The organism is Armatimonadota bacterium (assembly GCA_037138755.1).
In the GTDB taxonomy this organism is placed as follows: Bacteria; Armatimonadota; Fimbriimonadia; order Fimbriimonadales; family Fimbriimonadaceae; genus Fimbriimonas.
In genome coordinates, this window is record JBAXHT010000001.1 from 1 (window position 1) to 19,998 (window position 19,998).

A 19,998-nucleotide genomic window follows, 5' to 3' on the forward strand; every position below is an offset into this window, starting at 1 on the left:
TCGATACTCCGACTTGTAATCTCGATACTCCGACTTGTAATCTCGATACTCCGACCTGTAATCTGGATACTCCGACTTGTAATCTAACCCATGCCGCCGCCCATGCCGCCCATCATACCGCCGCCCATGCCGCCGCCCATGCCGCCGCCCATGCCGCCCATGCCGCCTTGTCCGAGACGGGATAGGCTCATTGGCTCAGGGCTGCCGCCATAGTTTTGACCGCTCTGACCGATCAACATCGCCATCAACATCGGATCCATAGACCGAATGTAGATCTTTCGCGTAATTTTTGGAGCAGGTGGAGTAACACCTGGCCCTTCCACATCGACTGGCTGCCCATTGGTCTCTGGTGGGCGTGGAACGATCACGAAAACACCCGCCTCGTAGCGGAATGTTGCGTTAACCTGGTTCAGCAGATTCTGAAGGACTAGCTCAAAACGAGCATTCTTCATGTTTATCGTAACTGTTCCCTGGACCTCAGGAAGGATGCTGTAGTTGGCGTCCACCTGTCGGAAAAGGGCTTTCAGTGCCTCTCGGATGTCTGCCTGCTGGTACTCAGCAGACGAGATCACCTTGTCAAGGATGTTGTCTTGCGCGTGAGCACTCGACACACCGCCGATCGTCAGTGCTGCCAAGGCAGCGATCATCATCATGTTCCTCATTCGGGTTTTCATGTTTTCCTCAGTTATTGGACGTATCTGTTCTTGTTTCGTAATTCTTTTTTATCTTTCCCTTTTACAGGGCGTCGCCACCAAGAGGCCCGGATGACGATTTACCACCGCCCGGCGCTCCGCCAGCAGGGGCTCCGGACGACATTCCAGGTGGGGCCACTTCGAGCCTGACAGTGACTTCGTTGGGGAGTACATTACCAGATCGCCTAAGGGTTACCCCATCGCGATTAATTGACACGACAAACCAGTTAGTGTCAGGGATTTGCATTCCTGGTCGGATAATCGTAGATCGCCCGTCTTGCTCCAAAATTGCATAGACTGCATCGCCAATAACGATTCCAGAAATTCTCCTATAAGGCTGTGCCTCTTGGGTAACCACCTCTTCAGCTTTATCCTCTGGCAGTTCGAAAGAGTTCGGAAAGTGCCCTGCATCCGAAAGAAATTTTTCACTCGCTTGAAACTCATCAAATCTCAGCTCATCAGCCGAAAGTTCGAACGGATTTGACCGCGAGCCGAACCTTGAGGTTGCCGCGATGAGACCCTTCAGGCGATCAGGATTCATTGACTTACTGACATCTTTGTCGATACCAGCTTGCGCAGTCGGCTTGATCGCATCGATCTTCTTGATACTCGAAGCAGTCGGTTCCGTTAAGTCTTTTGTTGGATCAGCACAACCCACCACTAGGACCATGCACGCCAGAACCAAGAAGTTCCCGCCAAAACCAGATTTCTTCAACATCTCCCTCACTTCCCTCCTCCAGATGGAGGAGTCGGCGCACCCGCGCCACTTGGCCTACCACCTCTTTGCGAGCCGGCAAAGGCTCCTCCACCAGCTCCCGCGGGAGCAGCTCCCCCTGCAGCCGCTGCGCCACCACTGTCCGGAACAGGACCGTGGACGCCATCATATCTAATGTATCCGACCAGCGAAAGATCGTACGTTCCAGTCAACCTCGGCGCGGTTCCTGAAAGTGCAAGGTTGTGAGCCACCGCCAGGTACTGGGGCATTGATGACCAAGCCCGCACATTCTCCAAGATTTGCTCATAAGTTCCCTGCACCGTAACTTGACCAAGATCATAGATAACGACCGGGAAAGGAGCCGACGGATAATTGTAGTAGCTCGCCAAGATAGAGTTTGGAGCATCTTGATCAGTAATACCGCTGATTCGAGGGCCAACCATGACTTTCACTCCACCCTTCTTTAGCTGGGTATTCAGTGCCGTCTGTACGCTATCACGAAAAATCTTGGTATCCAGCAACAGCTGATAAGGGTTGACGTTTACATTGATTCCGCCATCGCGAACATTCTGCGGCGGCGTCTTTGTTGCCACATACGGCAACCATGCCGCCTCTGCTGCCTTGATCGCCTCCACAGCAGCTTTCTTCTTCTTAACTGCAGCGCTAGCCTTATTCACTTCCAAGACATAAGCATTGTAAACTGATACCTTGTTACTTGTGGTTTCCTGCTGAGGCTGCCAAAACTTAAAAAAGCCAGCAGCGAGCACGATTAATGAAAACGAAATAAATATCAGCCAAATTGTTCGCGCGTAGAGTGATTTCAGCATGTCAGTCTTGCCCTCCTGGGGCCACTGGCGCTTGACCAGCAGCGGGCACCTTCGCACCTGCCGCGGTGGCAGAAGTAGCCGCACCACCGAGAGATTGAATCGTCCCCCTAGGATTTGGAACTCTCAAGTCCTTTGGAACCGTGACCACGACACTAATCAAGGACTCACCTGGACGCACTGTCTTTACAGTCCCGGGCTCAGTCACGCCAAAGTTCCCCGAGTTCAAATACCCCGCAGGCACAGATTGAGCAGTGAAGTATTGCAAGCGGTCGAAAGCATCGTCTGGAATCGGCGCCTCTGACTCCTTTCGTCGCTTTCCTACCTGGTCAATCTCAGTCAAAGCCGGAACAACAACATCCTCAGCCTGAAATCCTGCTCGAGTCACCGAAGTTGCACCAGGTATTCGGAGCAGCCCAAGCATCAAGTCTGCGTATTCCTGAGCATTCTTAACGGTTCCAGTCAATCTAAGACTCGACGACTTATCATCGATGGGTGTCGCAGACATTTGCGTTATTCTGAAAAACGCAGGGATATAGCTTTTCACCCCATCATAAAAGTCTGGATAGAGTCGGCTTGAAGCCAACATTGACTTCGCTAGACCCGTGTTAACAACGGCCTGCTTAACCTGCGGAGCCGCCATCATAGTGTCCGCTTCCGTCGCAACCTTTACGACCGCTTCGTACTTTGGTTTGATTTCGTTTAGCTTTTCGGTCGCATAAGCGAGCCGATCACCTGAAATTTTTGCCATCGCAAACGACGCAAGGAGTGAACCGACGAACACGAGCACTCCACCAACCAGAGCGAACTTCGCCCTGCCGGAAGTATCAACTGTCTTTGGTAAAAGATTAAGCTTCACTGATTCCCCTCAATACGCGATATACAGTCCATTGCCGATAGCGACGGCGAAGTCCTGGCGGTACTCGTTGACGTAATCCATCCCAACCTTCTTCGCGGCGAAGCCGAGACCGTTGAATGCGTCGTACAATTCCACCGAAGTGTTGAGCGATCTGCTCAAGTAGCCAGACAATCCTCGCAACTTGGAACCCCCACCGCACAACACGACTCGGGATACATTACCCCCACGGCCGGCGTAATAGTCGATAGATCGCTGAAGTTCTCCCACTAAATCTTCAAGAATTCCTTGAACAGCGCCGAAATCTTCATCCGAGGAGTGAGCCACAGCGGGAATCATCAGGTTATCTGCAGCAAAAGCTGACTCAGGAGCAGGAGAGGATGAGAACGGATCGTTTGCGTAGGTAGGAGCCGCCGCCTCAAACGTCTGCTCAATCGGAAGCCCCGTGATCGGATCAATCGCCAGCTCATCGAGCGGACTCATTGCAGCCGTTGCATTGGAAACCGGATCAACCGGAGCATACGCATCCACCGCAAATCCAGAGTCAAACGCTTGAGTCGCTCCACCGAACGGGTTCGCAAACCCCTGATTCGCCGCCATCTCCTCTGAGATCGAGAATCGATTGACTTTGTAATCTTCGGCTTCTTGAACACCGATCTGCTTTGCATCGGCAAGTGCCCGGGTGACCATTTCGCCGCCACCAGGAACTGGACGCGGCAGAACCAAGTTGCCCTGGTCGTAAATATTGATTGAAGTAGTCGAGTGGCCGATGTCAACGATGCAGACACCATTTTCGCCCGCCCATTGAGGAAAGCTACTCTTCAGAGATCGACCGAGACCAATGGGCTCAACGTCAATTGCGTAAGGCTTCTTACCGGCCTTTTTGATACAGTCGACAATGGTGTCGATTGCTGACTGTGGAGCCATGGCCATTACGACTTCCATCTCCGCCGAGTTAGGGTCGCCGCCTTCAATGACTTTGTAATCAGACTGAATCGTGGTCTCCGCGAACGGAATGTTCTTGCTGATCTCCCACTCCATGTGCGACTGAAGCTCTTTCTCGACATCCATGCGAGGGACCGGGAGCACACGTACCAAAACCGATTGTTGCCCGGCGATAGTTACGACAGCAGAGCTGCTTGATGCACCAGAAGCCTTTAGTGCCTCTGCAAGGGCTTTACCGACCTCGTCGCTGTTGTAGACGCCGCTATAGTCGACGGCTCCTTCTGGGGTCGGTACGACGCCGATTGCGGTCACGGTTGCACTGTTGCCCGAAGTCTTCACTTCGGCGACCTTGATGCTGTGACTTCCGATGTCGATTCCAAGCACGCTACTGAGCTTTTTTGCCATAAACTAGCACCTACCACTACGGGGGCGGTTCATCTTATCACTCTGGTGCCAGAGTTGTCAACGAACAATTCACCGTTCTTCATTTGATTGTACATGGGTGGGGCCTGGTTACTGCAAAACGCCCCCAGAATTCGTGAAATCTGGGGGCGTTTTGTGTTGGGCAAATGCCGGTTAGGGCACGTGGGGCGTAATCTTGCGGGCCATGGTCTGGAAGAAGAGGCTAGGAGCACCCTTTCGCATGCTTGACCAGATCATCCAGATGAGTTCACGTCGGTTCGTTGTGCTTCCCATTGGATCAAGGAACAGAGACATGTTTGCCTCATTGAGTCCGCCTTCCATAGGGACGAACTCCTCCGCTGTTTCACCGACCAAGGAGACTGGTCGCGTGATGTCGATGGCATTGGGTCCAGATCCGATTTGGATTCGAACGATACGGTTGTCATCGAGCCGCGTGAAGTAGATTCGGCCGGCCGCTCCATCAATTTGATAGGAACCACTGTTGCCAGTTACCGTCACCGTTTCCCCGAGGGATCCATTGCTGTTCACGAGAATCGCACGACCGACCCGGACACCGTAGCGGAAGCTCGTCATGATCGGTCGTGAGGTTTGTCCTCCTGACGCCGCACCGCGAATCGCTGTGAGGATGAATCGATCGGCTAGCGTGTTGACGCTTCCCACTGGCTCCACGGCACCGCTCGGCGTGAACCAGAGACCAGGTGTGATCGGGGTGTTTCCAGGGCCGAGACGTCCGTCGAAGAGCATTGACGGGGCACCATAGCCCGATGTGCTCACTCCGCTTAGTCTCATCTGCGTTGGAACGTAGCTAAGAACCATTTGGGTTGACTTGGGCAGCTGGGAGCTGGTGAACCTGATCAGACCAAGTGCGGGGTCAATCGTAACCCGACCACCGAAGATGGTTGGGTAGCTTAACGTGCCAGTTTCTCGGTCAAGGGTCTCCACGGGAGTATCTGTCGGGTTTCCGGTTGCATCAGCGAACACTGACACTCCAGCGGCACTTCGCAAGGTGAAGGTGCCAGACCAGTTCGTTCCGCGAGAGCGGAAGATGTTGAGCTTGTTGTCAAACGTGATCATCTCTACAAGCGCTCCACCTGCCGTGTTCGGCTGACCGAAATAGGTTGGGACGTTTGTCTGCACAGCCAGAGTCACCGGATCCAGTTGGTACTTCGTTGTAAATACCTCTGTCGAAGGGATACCACGCAGTCTGCCCGAGAAGGTGAGAACGAGGTCGGTTTCGCCGGTCGATCGTCGCTGCAGAACGGCCGATGGATCGGAGACGGACTCGAAACCCTTGCCAAATCGCAGCTGAGTAGGAACTGTGAATCCACCACCCAGCGTGTAGGTTGTTTGATAGATACTCGAAGTTCCGTTGCTCGTTCCTGCATAGAAAATAGCGGCGGCGTTGCCGTTTTGAACTACCGAGGGTCGACCCTTAGCCATCATTGGATCTGCATCGAGAACGACTGGTGCCGACGGCGTGCCGTCGAGCGCGACCTCGGAGACCATCAGGCGGCTATCCGTCACAGGCCCAGAGGCGGTTTGTCGCTTGGTTTCGCCGACCATCGCAAGCGCAAGTCGCCGCATTGCCGTTCCGGTGAGAGTCTTGTCTCCACCCGACGGGAACGTTGGGTACGAGATTCGATTCTCGGATGGGACGATTGTTCCACCAATCGAAGCTCCGCCCGTAGGCACACCGTTGGTGAGCGTGGCGGGGAAGGTTGCATTGGTGATGAACGACGCCGGGATATCTCCGGTGAAGTCGGTCCAGCGTCGGTTTGCAGGGTCCGCCGGGGTGAACTTGTTCAGGTCACGTAGCCACGAATCCTCTCCTCTTGCATCAGGGGCTCCCAGATCGGCACCAGAAAGGCGCGATAGGAAGACTCCGAAGTTCTTAGAGTTCGGGTTCGGGTTGCCAGTTGCCGGGTAGTAGGATGGTCGGTTGGAAGCGAACGCCATCATCAAGGTTCCGTTGGTTCGTCGAACACCGCTTGGCTGAATGTCTGACCATTGAGCTGGCGAGATTGCATCAACGTTGTTCGCGCCACTAACCATGCTGTCGCTGAACTTGCTAACTCCTCCGGTGAGCTGAGTTTCCTTGATCGTGAAGCTCAACTGGAAGGTTGGATCGCTGTAAGCCTCGAACATGTTCAAACTTCCTGCAGTGGTGTAACCAAACGAGATGCTCTCGTCATTGAATCCACCGATACCAAGTTGACCGAGGTCTTCAGTCAAACGCATTGTCTGCGAGTACCGACCAACCGGGGTTCCGATTGGAGGCGTGACGGCGATTCTTGCGTCGCGCTTCAGCGTTGGGAATGCCGGCTGGAGGAGTCCGCCAGCAGCCGGAAGATTGGGGTTGAGGCGCGAGCTTGGGTTGACCTCAAGCTGACGTCCGCGCTTGTCTCCAACTCGTGGCTTCTGGACAACAACGTAGTTGAGTCCTGTGCCGCCAAGGTCGGGTGCGAAGCGGGTGTCGAGGTCAGTATGGACGTCGGTCGCCGAGTCGAGCCAGATTTGGTCGTTGTTACTAAGAGAGAGGACCTGCCATGGCCAGTAGCGGGTGATTGATCCTCCTGCCACTTCCGCAGTTCCTTTAGCCAATCGGACGTTCAATAAGTTCACGTTTCCTTCGTTGTAGGCAACGAACGGCTTAAACATGTCGGCGTACTCAGGAGCTGAAGGGTTGAAGACCGATGCGATATCGAGTGTTCGGTACGGCGCGGTTGGCGAGTAACTCAATCGGGTGTCGTAACCAGCGCCAGCCGACAACGATCCTAGTTCAACACTCGGGGTTCCGATGGATATTCTGGTATCTGGAGCCACCGCCGCTGCAAGGTTGAACGAGCGGTTAGCTTCTCGTGACGAACCAGTGAACTGGTTATTGTTGTCACTGTCGATAAAGACAGTGAATCGTCCCGCGTAGCCAGCGAACCAGCTCGTGCTTCCAGTCTGATCCGGGATAGAACTTGCACCGACGTTTGAAGGCTGATACTTCGGAACTTCGACTTGGAATTCAAAGGTGGTTGGTCTGATCACTCGGTTCGGAGCCGTTACTTCGTCGATCAGAGCACCTGCAGATGTACGAGGACCTTGGAGGGATACGCCGTTGAACACTGGGTTTTCGACGTTTCCGTTTGGATCCTTTCGAACGCGGACGTTCTCTCGACGTACGTCTGGGTAATCCAGGCTCACGTTCGGGAACCGATTTGGCAAGTCTTCGAAGTTGGTGAAAAGGCCGGAGATTGAAGCTGGGAGTGAGCCGAACGGCTTGACAATCTGAGACGTTCCGCCCTGCCATCGCAGGTCGCGCCTGTCGACACGAACTCCGTCGATACCGCGACCTTCGCCGCGTTGCAGGGTGACAAGACTTCGATCGAGAATCTCGATGTTGAGCCGCTTGCTCGTTCCATGCGACGCCACGCCCACAGATGAGCCGAAGCGCGAGCCGTTAATGGTCGTCGCCGGAGTTGTGAGGGTTACGTCAGGTGAACCGTTTGCCAGGGCGTCTTCGCGGGTTGTAATCGGTGTATCACCAAGCTGGTTGGTGATGCCAGTAGCCACGCGGATACCGAGCGGGTTTGCTACTTGATAAGCGATGTTTGTCACAGCCGGGTTGAGGCTGATCGCCTGCATCGTTCCGTTTCGATTAGTCGCACTCGTTTTAAGCTGAACTCGGATTGATCCTGGTCCCGGTACTTGCGAGGTGTTTCCTCCCGCCGTCAGAGGAATCTGATAGATTGCATACCCACCGTCTCCGTCCACTTCCGTCTTGTCGGCAAATAGTCTTGCCTCGGCGGCAATTGGACGACCAGGTCGGCCCTCGGAAGTGACGATCGCTTCCACAATCGGTGGTGGAACATCGTTTCCTTGGGTATCAGTGGTTCGGACTGGGAAGTTGTAGACGACCAGGTAGATCGTTTCTCCCCACTCGAATGCCGCACCATGAGTGCTCCGGAACGGAACCCGGACCTTGCCGAACGGCGAAGTGTACGCCGCTGCGTTATCAATAACTGTATTGTAAGCCTCCAGCCCCTTCGCTCCCCCCGGGAGCGATTTCCGGAGTCGGATGTAGCCTTCTCGGCTCAGGAACGCACATTCGGCGTTTCGATAATCTTCGTAAAGCGGATCGCGGTTGTTGTCCGGAATATTGTCGTAGCCCGGAGGAACGATTCCATCCCCAATGACGCCCCCCGCATTCACATAGTCTGACCAAGCAAACAAGAATCCGTTTGCCGAAGCCCCAAAGAGCCAGTTATTGGACACTGTCATCGACGAGTGAACGGCATCGTTCATCGAGTAACCCCAAGCGATTCGGTTGCCGAAACGGGTTTCCTCGCCGAGTCGGCAGAAGAGGGCCGCGAAACGACCACCTGCGGTTGGCACAAAGATGACGGGGAAGTCGGTAAGGGCACCTGTTGAGGCATCTTGAGTTCGGATGTTCGAATAGATAATCGAACCCACTCCGCCGGATTGGAGTTCGTTTGTTCTCCACTCGACTGCACCGTTGGCGGCATTAAACCCATAGACGTTGCCGTTCTCGTTCATTGCGAAGAGCATGCTCGGAGTGGTCAGCGCGGTTGCCGATCCAGGGAGGCTCGTGAGCTCGGTTTGGGAGACGTAAGCCATACCTGAACTCCAGTCGAGAAATTTGGGAGCTGGATTTGCGAACGTTCCTGATGTATCCCCGTTTCGAATCCACAGCGGAAGGCCGGTATCAACATTAATCGACATCAGCTTGCCCGGCTCATCGTCCAGCATTTCCGAACCGAAGAAAAGGCGGTTGTTTGTGGCGTCGTAAACCGGTGCCCCAGAAATGGCACCAAGAGTCTCGGCGTTTTCGGCTGGATACTGCCAGAGAACCGATGTCTTCAGATCGTTGGCGCCAGAGTAGTTGAAGTCGCCAGCGGCATCGAGACAGTACATTCGACCTTGCTCGGTTCCGACAAACAACACCGGACGGGAAACTCCGCCAACTGTCGCGGTTGACTGCACGACCGAAGTAATGGCTCCGAGCCGAGATTGTTGTTCCGGGGTTGTCGGGAAAGTGTCTGGATAGGTCCAGTTTCGGAACGTAGTTCCATGGACGTTTGTGGCATTGTTGAAATCGCCTCGTCCTTCCATCGCAATACTGAAAACTCGACCATTGGTGCTACCAATCACTAGGAAGTCGCGTTGGACGACCGTTGGAGTTGGTGTCGTGGGTTGAGTGATATTCAACCGGTGAACGACCGCCGTGCTGAGGTCAAAGTTCGCAGGCATGGCTGCGCTAAGAGTGTCATTTTCACCGTCGAACTTTTGGAACGTGCCCAGAATATTCGGGTCGTTGGCGTCCTGACCTTGCTGAAGGTTAGGGTCAAGGGTTGCCGAACGCTCGCTCGGGTATGTCCAGTAGCACGTCGTGGTACCATCGCCGTTTCCTGCGGCGTCGAGACAGTGAATTCTTCCCTGCTCGTCCGCTGCGATGACGACGTTTGTTTCCACCGGAGCTGCGCCTGGTGTGAGGCGAATGAATGCTCGGGCGTGAACCGGCGTGGACTTGAATTCTGATGCAGCAGAACCGATGAAGCGGAACTGGTCAACATAGACGAGCTTTCCAGCGTCGGTTCCAAGCAAGGACCTGTTCTCCATCACGACCGTGATTGGGAGCGTGCTTGAGTGCGGGTACCTCTTGTCGCCGATACGAACATATCCGGCGGGCCCGGCAAGGTTGATCGTGAATCGCCCTTGCGACTGACCACCAACAAAGACCTCATACTCAGCTTGCTGGGCGTAAGAGATTGGCGGAGTTGTGAGATTGCCACCAACATACATCTGAATCTCGTACGATCCGTCGGGAATGTCTGTAGCAGGAGAAACTGTAACTGCTTCGGTAGCCCCCGGCAAAGGTGGCGGTCCAGGTGGAGGTACGAATGCGGTTGTCGAAAGATAGCTACCACCTCGGGCATTGGGGTTATCCGTAAGGGTTGAGTAGCCTCCCGTGGCGACGAAGTTAGTGGAAGTGTTTTCAAACGCAATTGTGCGCGAGCTCGTTTCCAGAGGACTGTACTTCCATCGGACGGTTCCGAAGTTGTAGTCGTAGCTCGTCAGAACTCCCTTCGCGACTGTGAACGGTTTCGTTTTATAGTTGCCCACGGCAGGAATCGTCGTAGGATCAACCAGTCTCTCGTTGAGGGCACCGGTTACACGTATATCGGCAGTTCCAAAACCAGCCGAGGTTGGCGTAGCCATGTAGCCATTGGTTTCAGTTGAGAACTGAGCTGCGTCCGCAAGGACCGCAAAGCGATTATCTGGCTTCGCCAGCGTCACTTCTTCCATCAGCTTGTCGGTGTCATCGCGAGGAATGGTGTTGTAAAGCGTGATTCGGAGATCGTTGTAAACCGCCGGGAATAGCGGGTTCCTCCCCAAGTACGGAAAAACCTGGTTCGTTGGGTTGCCGCCATTGCCGAGTCGGACCCAACCTGCACCGGATCGCCAGGTGTCGACCACGTCGACGTACTTCTGCCCGAAGCCGTAAGTGATTTCATACACCTGATAGCGAGCTTGGTAAACGTTGACATTGACACCGTTCTTGACGGGACCTTGCGGAATCCACACGTAGAGCGCGTAATCCTTTGGCACAAAGTCATCTGCCGTAACAAAGTTAGTCCCGACGAGCGTGCTGGTCATCGGACGGAACGTCCAGCTCCAGGTTCTGAGGTTTCCGGGAACTGCCGCAATGCGCGGATCTCCACCGACTCCGGCAGCCGACGACGTGGTGCTCTGCCATACATGCGAAGGAAATCGCTGGGTGTAGTTTCTTGCCTGGAAGGCTGGAGGGTTAGCCAGATTTCGGTTACGTCGGACATATAGGTCCTGTGTAAACTGCGCCTCTTGATCTGAATTCGGAGTGTTCCAAAGTCCAGTTGAGGTGACGAAGCCGTTTGGAAGAGGATCATACGGCCCAATACTCGTCCCGTTTTCATCCAGATTTGCTGCTGCAGGCAGACCGGCACCGACGGCGTCGGTGTTATCCACACGGGTTCTGAACGGGTTGATTTCGTTGAGGCGAAGCGAATCAACTTCTCGTGCGGACTGGAGAGGCGTAAACCAGCGAAGAGCCGATGGCAAGCGGTTCCCGGAGGTATCCACACCTTCTGGGCGAAGATATCCAGGGCTAGAACCGGCCACGTTGCCGTTCGTTCCTGTTCGGGCGTTTCCGCCTTTCAAGTTCGGGTGGTCCGTGGTGGATTGCCCAAAACTGCCCACCGCGAGGGTGAGTCCGATTACGCTTAGTAGTCCTTTCATTGTTTGCATGCTTTGCCTCAAGCTGCTGGTCCTTTATCGTCGATCTGCAAAAACAGGGAGTGAGAGTCCTCGGGTTCCTTCAACTGGTCCGAACAAGAGCTTTATACTCTTGAAGTTGAAGCCAAGGTTGTGTGCGAAGAGGGAGAATCCCGGGCTGTCGATATCACCAGCGGCACCCGTGCCGAAGGATCCATCCACCTGTACGACTTCTCCATCGAACGGTGCGTTCCCTAATGTGATTCCGTTGTAGCCGTTGACGATCATGACGTTGTCGTCATCGATGCGACGGGCATATGTTGGGAAAAACTTGATGGGATTGTTAGCGGCTACGACGCCCGCTGCGGAGGCCGACCGTCGCATGCTGGTGTACGCCCACGAAGGGAGCATCCAACGCGCGTTAAGTGCGGTGGGGTTAGCTGTGTCGGCCAGAACCTCGTAGACTCCAGTCGAGTCCGCGATCATGATCGTGTAAACAGGTGCGCCGACTCCTTGAATGAGCGACGCGGTCACCGACTGGAGATTCGACATCACGCGCTCTCTGGCGACGATGTCTGCTGCCGTGTTGGTTGACCATGTGCCGGTCGTGAAGTCCCATTGCATCGTATGATCCACCGCGGGAGTGTTGAACGTGCTGAACACACGATAACCGCCCGCAAAGGTTGTATCAAAGATCACCACGCCGCCGTTTCCGACCTGTGATGTTCGGCTGTTTGTTGGGGAGAGATCACCGACCCCACCTCCGGCTTCGCCTGAGTCTCGTCGGGTCGGAGCCTTTCCGCCAACTCCGGCGACGACCGCGAATCGATTGCCGACCTGAATTCGGGTGAAGCTGTTGTAGCCCCAACCTTGGCCGCTGACTTCTGCTGGCGAGTGCCAGAGAAGTGTGCCTTCGCTGAGTCGGCTCGTGATACGCCCAGTTGCCGCGTCTTGAGCGTAGCGATCCACCACCTCAACCATACGACCGTTGCCTTGATCGGCGACGAGATAGTGAACCCAATATTCAAGAGCTTGTGGATTGGAGAAGCGGTTGTTTCCTCCGCTTCCGGTCGGGGTCTCTTGGGACACCCATGTCCATGCGTCACGAGGGTTCGAGAAGTCCAACGGCTCGTTTGCCTTGTAGCCGCTGGGTACAAAAGTTGTGTCAAGGGCAATCCCCTCAAGCACTCGTCCGACAACGCCTGAGGGACTCATTCGGAAAATGTGGCCCTTATCACTATCCACCACGAGCACGTCGCTAGAGCCTGCTATCGGGTAGACCCGTGTTGGGCGTCCAAGTTGTCGCAGGCTGACTGCGGCGGTGTTTCCACCGGTAGCTCCGGATACGATTGCTTTGCTCGAATCGAACAGTGGGTTTCCGCTTGGGTCAAGCAGAGCGATTCGTCCTTCGTCTGCAACCCAAGTGTTGGCTCGCTTGAATCCGTAGATCCGTTCGTTGTTCCAGGCAGCGAGTACGCCGTCTCCTGCGACGACCCCGAAGCTGTTAGGAGCAAATGTTCCTGAGACTGCGCCAGAAGTCTTGAGGACGCACTGGTTGACGCGGACGACGAAGTCCTCAAACGAGATTTGCCCGGCGCTGGTCGAGCTCCGTGGTGTCTGTGGCCACACGAAGACTTGGCTTGGCCGAATGCTGGTGAGCGAAGCCTCTGTGGCGTTGAAGGCGTTTGAGGCTCGCACATAGTCCATCGAGATGACTTGTCGCAGGTAGGGTCGAGCCTGATCAGCGATGATCTCTTGGGGCTGGAAGTTAGCTGCGACGGTTGTGAACGTACCGGTGTCGTTTGGCCGCTTAGCGAGACCTGGATCGATGTCCGTCTTCAGAGCAAAAACGACTGCTTCCTCGCGGAACTTCGGATCGCCAGGGAAGATGCCGTTGAGAATCGTCGGCAGGTAAGATTTTCCACTCACGAAAACGGTATTTCCGGTTCCGAGAGCGGTGCTGGTCAGCTGCGTGCCATGCATGATCGTGTACCACTTAAGCGGATTCCATCGATCTCCTTGTTGGGAAGGATCAACAATCAGGTCTTGCTGGCCGTCTTGGCGAATGATGATCGGTTGGCTAACACTGATCGAATCTGTGATCTGACCTCGTTGGGCAGTGAAGAGGTTGTCGAGTCGGATAATGCCACCGACTTGCCCCTCTTCTTTCTCAACCCGAACTCGTTCCGGAGGTAGAGAGGAAAAGGTCGTCGGATTATTTGGATTGGTAGATCGAGCCATATCCGGTTGGACAACGATGGCGTTTTGACCAAGCCTACGTCCAACACGTATTTCGCGGGTGGATGCATCATCGCTAAAGCAAAGCAAGGCACCAGCGGGCACGTTAAATGGGCCCACTGATCTCTTGTAACCGCTCACCGCAACATAAACTTCCCCGTTTCGAATCACCGGAGCTCCTTGGAATGTAGCCAGTCGATAGCCTCCACCGAGAACGAAGTTCAGGTTAATCGTGGTAGGTCCGGCCGGAACCGTCAGATTTTGGACAGGGTCGTTGTCGGCAAGAACCGCCTGAACCGTGGTCGAAGTCCCTGCGTTGCTAAAGCTGTGCTGTGGATATAGATCCCACTTCCAGGCGCAACGGAACTGACCACGGCCTTCTTCGCGGATTGCGAAGAGCGAACCGTTGTAGTCATTCACGGAAAACGATGTTGGTGCCGAGTTCTGCGTGCTAACCGTGGCGTAAATGGTCCCAGTTGGCGAGAGCGAGATGCCTCCAACGACGGACCGTTGAATGCCAGTTGGAGATGGGAAGTTGAGCCGACCGCGCTCGATTCCCGCCGTAAGGCTTGGGAACGCGGCTCCCCAGTCGATGGAGTAATCCACACGCACGCCGTTGTCCGGGTCAACTCCAACCGGTGGCCAGGTGACCATCGGGTTGAGCGTGAGTGAAACTGTACCGTTGCTTTGGGTCACAGCTCCGGTGAACAAAGCCGCCATTTGAGCGGCGGTCAAAACGGTGCCGTCGGTTCGGACGACTGAGAGTCGGAAACCAAGTGGATCGCCGGCAGCTGCGCTAAGGTAGATCGGCAATCCACCTTGAGTTGCGGCTCTGGTTGTGATGGCAACAACGCCACCTGATTCAGAAACCGAGGAAGGGCGCTCGCCTTTGGCTCCAGCCCAGACCGAAATGAACCCAGCGTTAGCCTGAGGTGTCGTCTGCTCCTTGAGTGGAGCGTAGACGACCTTATCGAGACCACCTGAATTGTCCATGATCGGGATGTAACCGACGGTTGGAGAACCAGAAATTCTTTGGATCGCAGCTGCTGTTCCTCCAAAGATGAAGTTGTTGGAAGTGATTGGACTCTGAACTGGAGTCAACGTTCTCAGATCAACCTGCCAGATACGCCCTACGTCTTGTCCAGACGAGTTGACCGTGTCTGCCACATAGGCAACTCCCTCGTGCACGGTTGGCGCGACGGGCCACTCACCCGCGACGAGTGATGGCGAACCGCCAATCCCCGGGGTTAAGAGTGCGTCGGGGGCAATTGCGGTTCCCGCTCGCAGTCGGCGGTTATTGTCGAACAGCGAGAAGACCGCGAGTTGGCCATTCTCAGTTGTGACGAGAACTAGGTCACGACGGGCAAGAGTTGCGGCCGAAGGGACTTCGGCGCACACCGCGCTTGAAATCTTTCCTGGGAAAACGCTGCTGGCCCAAACCAGATCCCTATCTTCGCCGAGACTGAGGTCGGCGAGACCATCATCAGGATTTCCGTCGCCGTCCGCATCGCTCTTTGGATCTGCGTCGAAGACGACAACTCGGTTGTCTGCGACGGCGACGGTGAGACCCTTATAGATGACCGGCGGACGGTTATTGGTCGTATCTGCCGTGTAGGTCGAGCCTGTGCCGTACATGGCGTTCCAGGTTTGAAGTAGTGGTGCACCAACGTCGATAAAGGAACCAAAGTTGCGGCGACTTCCGCCACCGTTCTGGGAAGAGTCCGCGGCGAGGGAAATAACGTTCACTGCGAACTTGATGGCCGCCGAAGCCTCGAGAGTGGCAGCGCCGGTTCGACCAAGCTGGCCGCTTGGATCGGCGGCAAAGAAGCGTCGGTTTGTGGACGTACTGGTCCTGCTCGCCATTTCGGTAGCACCGCGCGAAGTCACCACGACGTAGCCATCACCGATGCGTCCGAGCATCGCAGTTGGAGTTCCAGCCGCCGCGGTAACGGGTTTAAGGTGGCTGTATCCCCCAGTCACACCGACAAGGCTGTTCAGAAGGGGACTGACCGAAGCGGCACCCTCAACGGAGAGGTCAACCGGATCAATGTTCCCTCGAAAGATTGGTTCGGTTCCGTAGGTCGGACCGGTCGCCAATGTCTGAATCTCGTTGTTTGTCAGCGTGTTCGGATACCGTAGCAATGGACTCTGGAGGTCCCACTGCGGGTTAGCGTTAGGCGACCCAGGATAGTTGATCCGGAACGGGAAAACACTACCATTCGCTTGATCGAACGAACCGAAAGCGAGGTCGATCCATAGTACACCACCCTTATCGACGAATCGGCGAAGCCGCTCTCGATCGCCGGGGGTGACTTGGAGGTTCGGAGTCGTGACTTGGAGCAAGCCAACGTCTAGCTGACCCATTTCCTCGTCGGTCAGACCAGCAACGTCGAGCCACCAGTAGCCCGCCATGCGCTTGGTGAGCTCCAATCCGCCACCAACTGGAATTGCCGGTGTATCTGCGTAGATTGCAGAGAAGAAGATCGAGGACTGGTTCGTTAACATTCCAGCCGCAAGTGGGTTGTAGATGTTCCAACCGGCTGGCTTGAGCGCGGTATTTGAATCGACGTTAAACCAAACGTGGGGGGCGGTCGCCGAGTAACCCAGGCCCGTGGGAAGGTGATCCCCGTTCAGGTGGAAGTAGGCGGCACGGATATCCGTTTTCCGCAATGCGTAGCTCTGCTGAGCCACGGAAGCCCCAGCGATTGCTAGGGCACCAAGGGCGAGGATGATTCGCTTGATCACTTTACTTCTCCAAAGAATGCAAGGGTTGGGCTGACGGGGAGGCGCGGCATCGGCGGTAGCTGATGGGTGACTCCGTTCAGAGTAGTTGTTCTTATCGCCGGATTGACCGGATCATTGAGCGGCGTGTTGGTCGAGAATCCGTCGGCACGGCCGGTTGCCAGCATCGGATCGTAGCTGATAATCAGGTTCTCGGTGAACGGTCTCGTGGTTGGGTCTGCCTTAGTCCACTCGCTCACGTGAGAGAAGGGGATGAACCGACTCGCACCTGTCGCACTATTGAAGACGCCAGCTTGCTTGGTAGGAATCCATCCCCACTTCTTCTGCCATTCGGCTTGCTGAGCGATTGGCGGAGCCATGTTCTCGGCAATCGAGCCAACAATATTGATCTTGATGTCAGCCGGTTCAGCATAGAACGGCGCATAAGGAGTGGTTCCGAAGGCTTCGAGTCGCTCTTGAGCAGCTTGATTTCTAGCGGCGGCCGTTCCGCCAAGGGTGGCTACTCGCTGCTCGAAGGCATCTCGTCGATCGTTGGGATTCGTGTTAAACCAGTCGCCAGGGATGACGAAGAAGGAGCCTTCTTCGGCAAAGATCGACGCTTCGATTCGTACATCCATGGGTACCGCGGCCGAGCGAGCGAGCATGTAGTTGCCGCTAGCCTGGGTACCGAACTGGGTCAGCCCAAGTTCTAGGTAGTTGGTGTTCTGCATCAGCAGCTCGTAGGTGTTTCCGTTGAAAGTATTTGAGAACCGATTGTTAACCAGATCAGGTGTCGACGCGCCTGGGTTGATCAATGGAATTTGAACCGTCTCGAACTTGGGCGACTGCTGCCAGGCTTCGTTACCCAGGCCGTAAATCGGGGCGAATGCCGGAGCTGGAGCTGGGTTGTTGATCGAAGCCCAGATGATTTGCGCGGTATTCGATTGCGATCCGAGGGTGACGAACTGGTAGGGCGACGCACCCGCAATCTGGTTCCCCGAGTTAATCGCGAGGTTGAAGAAGGCATTTGACGGTCCAGGACTCGTGTACTCCAGCGCGTGGGTCAGAAGCAAGTTTGTGTTCTCTCGCGCACCTGTTCCGGTTGCGTTGGCCGGCGAAGCCGGGTTCCACTCGAAGTAACCGAGCGGTGCCGCAAGTCGATTTTCGTAGGGAAGCACGGTTGCGCCATCGGCGGGGTCAAGCGGCGAGAGAGGGAGATCAAGCTGAAGTGTGGTCGCGCCATCTGGAGCACCGAGCTTAACCGGGCTATAACCGCCAACTCCGCTCGAGGCCAGAGCGACGCTTGCGTTGCGCTCGCTGGAAGGGCCAGTGAACATCGTTGGGTTCAGGGCAACGTAGTCCTTAGCCATCAGCATCAGAGCCGACTTAGAGGCCCGGTTGAGGCGCCCATTGGTCAGGACGGCCGGAGTCGCCGAAGTCACGTCGTTTGCCTGGACACCCTTGAGGAGGCTTCCTTCGATATAGATTGTTCGACCAGAGACTAAGCTGATTTGAACGTCAGTCGGGATAACGCCTCGAACGCGCACATTGCCTTCGAAGTACATCACGCCGTTAAACACTGATCCGTTCATGTACTGCGCAGGAGTAAGAACACCGTTGATCGCAACCCCAATACCTGGAGTTGCTTGATTGACGATATGAATCTGCCCGTCAGTGCCATAGCCAACGCGGTATCTGATTGCGGTTAGACCGGTGTCGGAACCATCTGGATTGCGCCATGTGCGCTCGTTAACGTTTTGATCAGGGAATGCGTTGCGGCTGACGATGAATCCATCCTTATCGAAGTGGACCATTGCACCAACCGGAATATAGAAAGGACCGTGCCATCCGGATCGGAATGTCACGCCATCCCCGTAAGGATTCAGCCAGTCTTGAACGAGCGATGCCGATCCGCCCGCAGTGCGGCGTCCTTCTTCATCAACCGGAGTTTGGTAGTCGGAGAAGTTGTCGACATAAACGCCTTCGCCATGTCCAAACTGCCCGCTGAAGGTTGCTCCGCCTTGAATGCGACCGGAATCTCGGGTCATCTTCACATAGCGGCTGATTGCCGAAGCATCCCCACCTTCGCCAGAACCAAGAATCGATGGTGACGTTAGGTAGCCGACGTTTCGGGCATCCTGGTTAGCATCCGTTCCGGTTTGGCCGTCTCGAATGATCCCGCCAAGCGTGGTGAAGAGGCTGCTATAGCTGTCCATCACCGGAACTGGCGTGGTATTGAGCCACGAGCTTGTTCCGACATTCCACTCCGACTTGCGAATCGATACCTGCGCTCCATTCTCCGTAAAGACGGCTCCAGAGGCGAAGATTCCTTCGCCGAGTGATTTATTGAGGCTGAACTCGGTGTTTCCAACGAACTTGATATCTGTGTTCGCTCGAAGAGAGCCACCAAAATTCACCGCTGACACCGTTGCCGTTGGACCTCCAAGACCGAAGTCTGGGACGTTGGCGACGCCGCCGTGACCCATGGGCGCGTTGACGGCTTGACCTTCGGGAATGCCCGCAATGTTTTCGCGGTAACGTGCGCCGGAGTCGATCGACATTCCAAGTTCCAGCGGCTGGGCGATGCGGTGCTTATTGGTGATGAATCGAGCGTAGTCGATGATTCCGATCTGGGCAAAGGCGATGAGCTTTCGACCGGTGATCTCCTTAGCGTCGTACTCTCTCATCCGAGCGATTTCGGTGACCATCACAGCTTGCGAGGCAAACCCGGCGTACTGGACCGCGCCACGATTCCCGGCGAGTGAAGGATCGTTTGGATTGACATCGCCTTGGCGACCGACGGATTCGATGACCAGGAAGTTGTGCGCCATGCCCGGAGTCTTAAGATAACCTTCGGCTTGGGCGCTGAAGTTACTTTCATCGCCTGCAGCGTATCGCACCCGGATGAGCGCGCGTCCGCCTCTATAGAGGACTCGGAAGTAAGGACCCAGACCATCTGGGCCACCCTTGTCCGCTCGGTTGGTATTCGGCGTCAAGAATGCTGGTGAAGCCGGGCGGAGGTAGTAGATGTCTGGATCGCGAGTGAAGTTCACTGCGCTTTCCACGATCACTTCCGGTTGGCCACGCCAGTCGGCACCGAGTTCACTGTTCACGAGCTGTGAGTGCGCGTAGCGCACACCCGACTCGGCAAAATCGTTGCTTTGACCACGAGTTTTGCTCAGCTGAGTTCCCTTGATGGTTCGGCTCAAGATTCCCGCGAAAACCGCGCCGAGAATCAGAAGCACACCAAGGATGAGCAACGCGATGATGAGCGTTTGCCCTTGTTGTGATCGTCGATTTCTTTGCATCAGTTTCATGGCGGTC

Annotated in this window: 8 protein-coding genes; all 8 read right to left on the reverse strand. The window is 55.4% G+C overall.

Features of this window, described 5'->3' with window-relative positions; translation table 11 throughout:
• Window positions 1-83 precede the first annotated feature (83 nt).
• Window positions 84-674, reverse strand: coding sequence for a hypothetical protein (locus WCK51_00005; GenBank protein ID MEI7575248.1), 591 nt, complete (start codon window positions 672-674; stop codon window positions 84-86).
• A 61-nt stretch (window positions 675-735) separates the two neighbouring features.
• Complete coding sequence (locus WCK51_00010; GenBank protein MEI7575249.1) at window positions 736-1,410, reverse strand: hypothetical protein; 675 nt, start codon at window positions 1,408-1,410, stop codon at window positions 736-738.
• 5 nt (window positions 1,411-1,415) lie between these two features.
• On the reverse strand, window positions 1,416-2,090 hold the full coding sequence (locus WCK51_00015; protein MEI7575250.1) for a hypothetical protein: 675 nt from the start codon (window positions 2,088-2,090) through the stop codon (window positions 1,416-1,418).
• A gap of 145 nt (window positions 2,091-2,235) precedes the next feature.
• Window positions 2,236-3,090, reverse strand: coding sequence for a hypothetical protein (locus WCK51_00020; GenBank protein MEI7575251.1), 855 nt, complete (start codon window positions 3,088-3,090; stop codon window positions 2,236-2,238).
• A gap of 9 nt (window positions 3,091-3,099) precedes the next feature.
• Entirely contained in the window at window positions 3,100-4,437 is a 1,338-nt protein-coding gene (gene pilM, locus WCK51_00025) for a type IV pilus assembly protein PilM (GenBank protein ID MEI7575252.1), read from the reverse strand.
• A 171-nt stretch (window positions 4,438-4,608) separates the two neighbouring features.
• The gene (locus WCK51_00030) at window positions 4,609-11,739 is read right to left on the reverse strand and encodes a PQQ-binding-like beta-propeller repeat protein (GenBank protein MEI7575253.1); all 7,131 of its coding nucleotides are present in this window, start codon (window positions 11,737-11,739) and stop codon (window positions 4,609-4,611) included.
• Window positions 11,740-11,772: 33 nt separating this feature from the next.
• On the reverse strand, window positions 11,773-16,698 hold the full coding sequence (locus tag WCK51_00035) for a hypothetical protein (protein MEI7575254.1): 4,926 nt from the start codon (window positions 16,696-16,698) through the stop codon (window positions 11,773-11,775).
• Window positions 16,695-19,991: a hypothetical protein gene (locus WCK51_00040; GenBank protein ID MEI7575255.1), complete on the reverse strand. Its 3,297-nt coding sequence runs from the start codon at window positions 19,989-19,991 to the stop codon at window positions 16,695-16,697. The genes WCK51_00035 and WCK51_00040 overlap by 4 nt, the downstream gene beginning before the upstream one ends.
• Window positions 19,992-19,998: the final 7 nt, after the last annotated feature.

Bases quoted from the DNA above. Each gene is read 5' to 3' on its own strand.
- WCK51_00030 (MEI7575253.1), bottom strand. From the start codon at position 11,739: ATGAAAGGACTACTAAGCGTAATCGGACTCACCCTCGCGGTGGGCAGT.
- WCK51_00005 (MEI7575248.1), bottom strand. From the start codon at position 674: ATGAAAACCCGAATGAGGAACATGATGATGATCGCTGCCTTGGCAGCA.
- WCK51_00010 (MEI7575249.1), bottom strand. From the start codon at position 1,410: ATGTTGAAGAAATCTGGTTTTGGCGGGAACTTCTTGGTTCTGGCGTGC.
- WCK51_00040 (MEI7575255.1), bottom strand. From the start codon at position 19,991: ATGAAACTGATGCAAAGAAATCGACGATCACAACAAGGGCAAACGCTC.
- pilM (MEI7575252.1), bottom strand. From the start codon at position 4,437: ATGGCAAAAAAGCTCAGTAGCGTGCTTGGAATCGACATCGGAAGTCAC.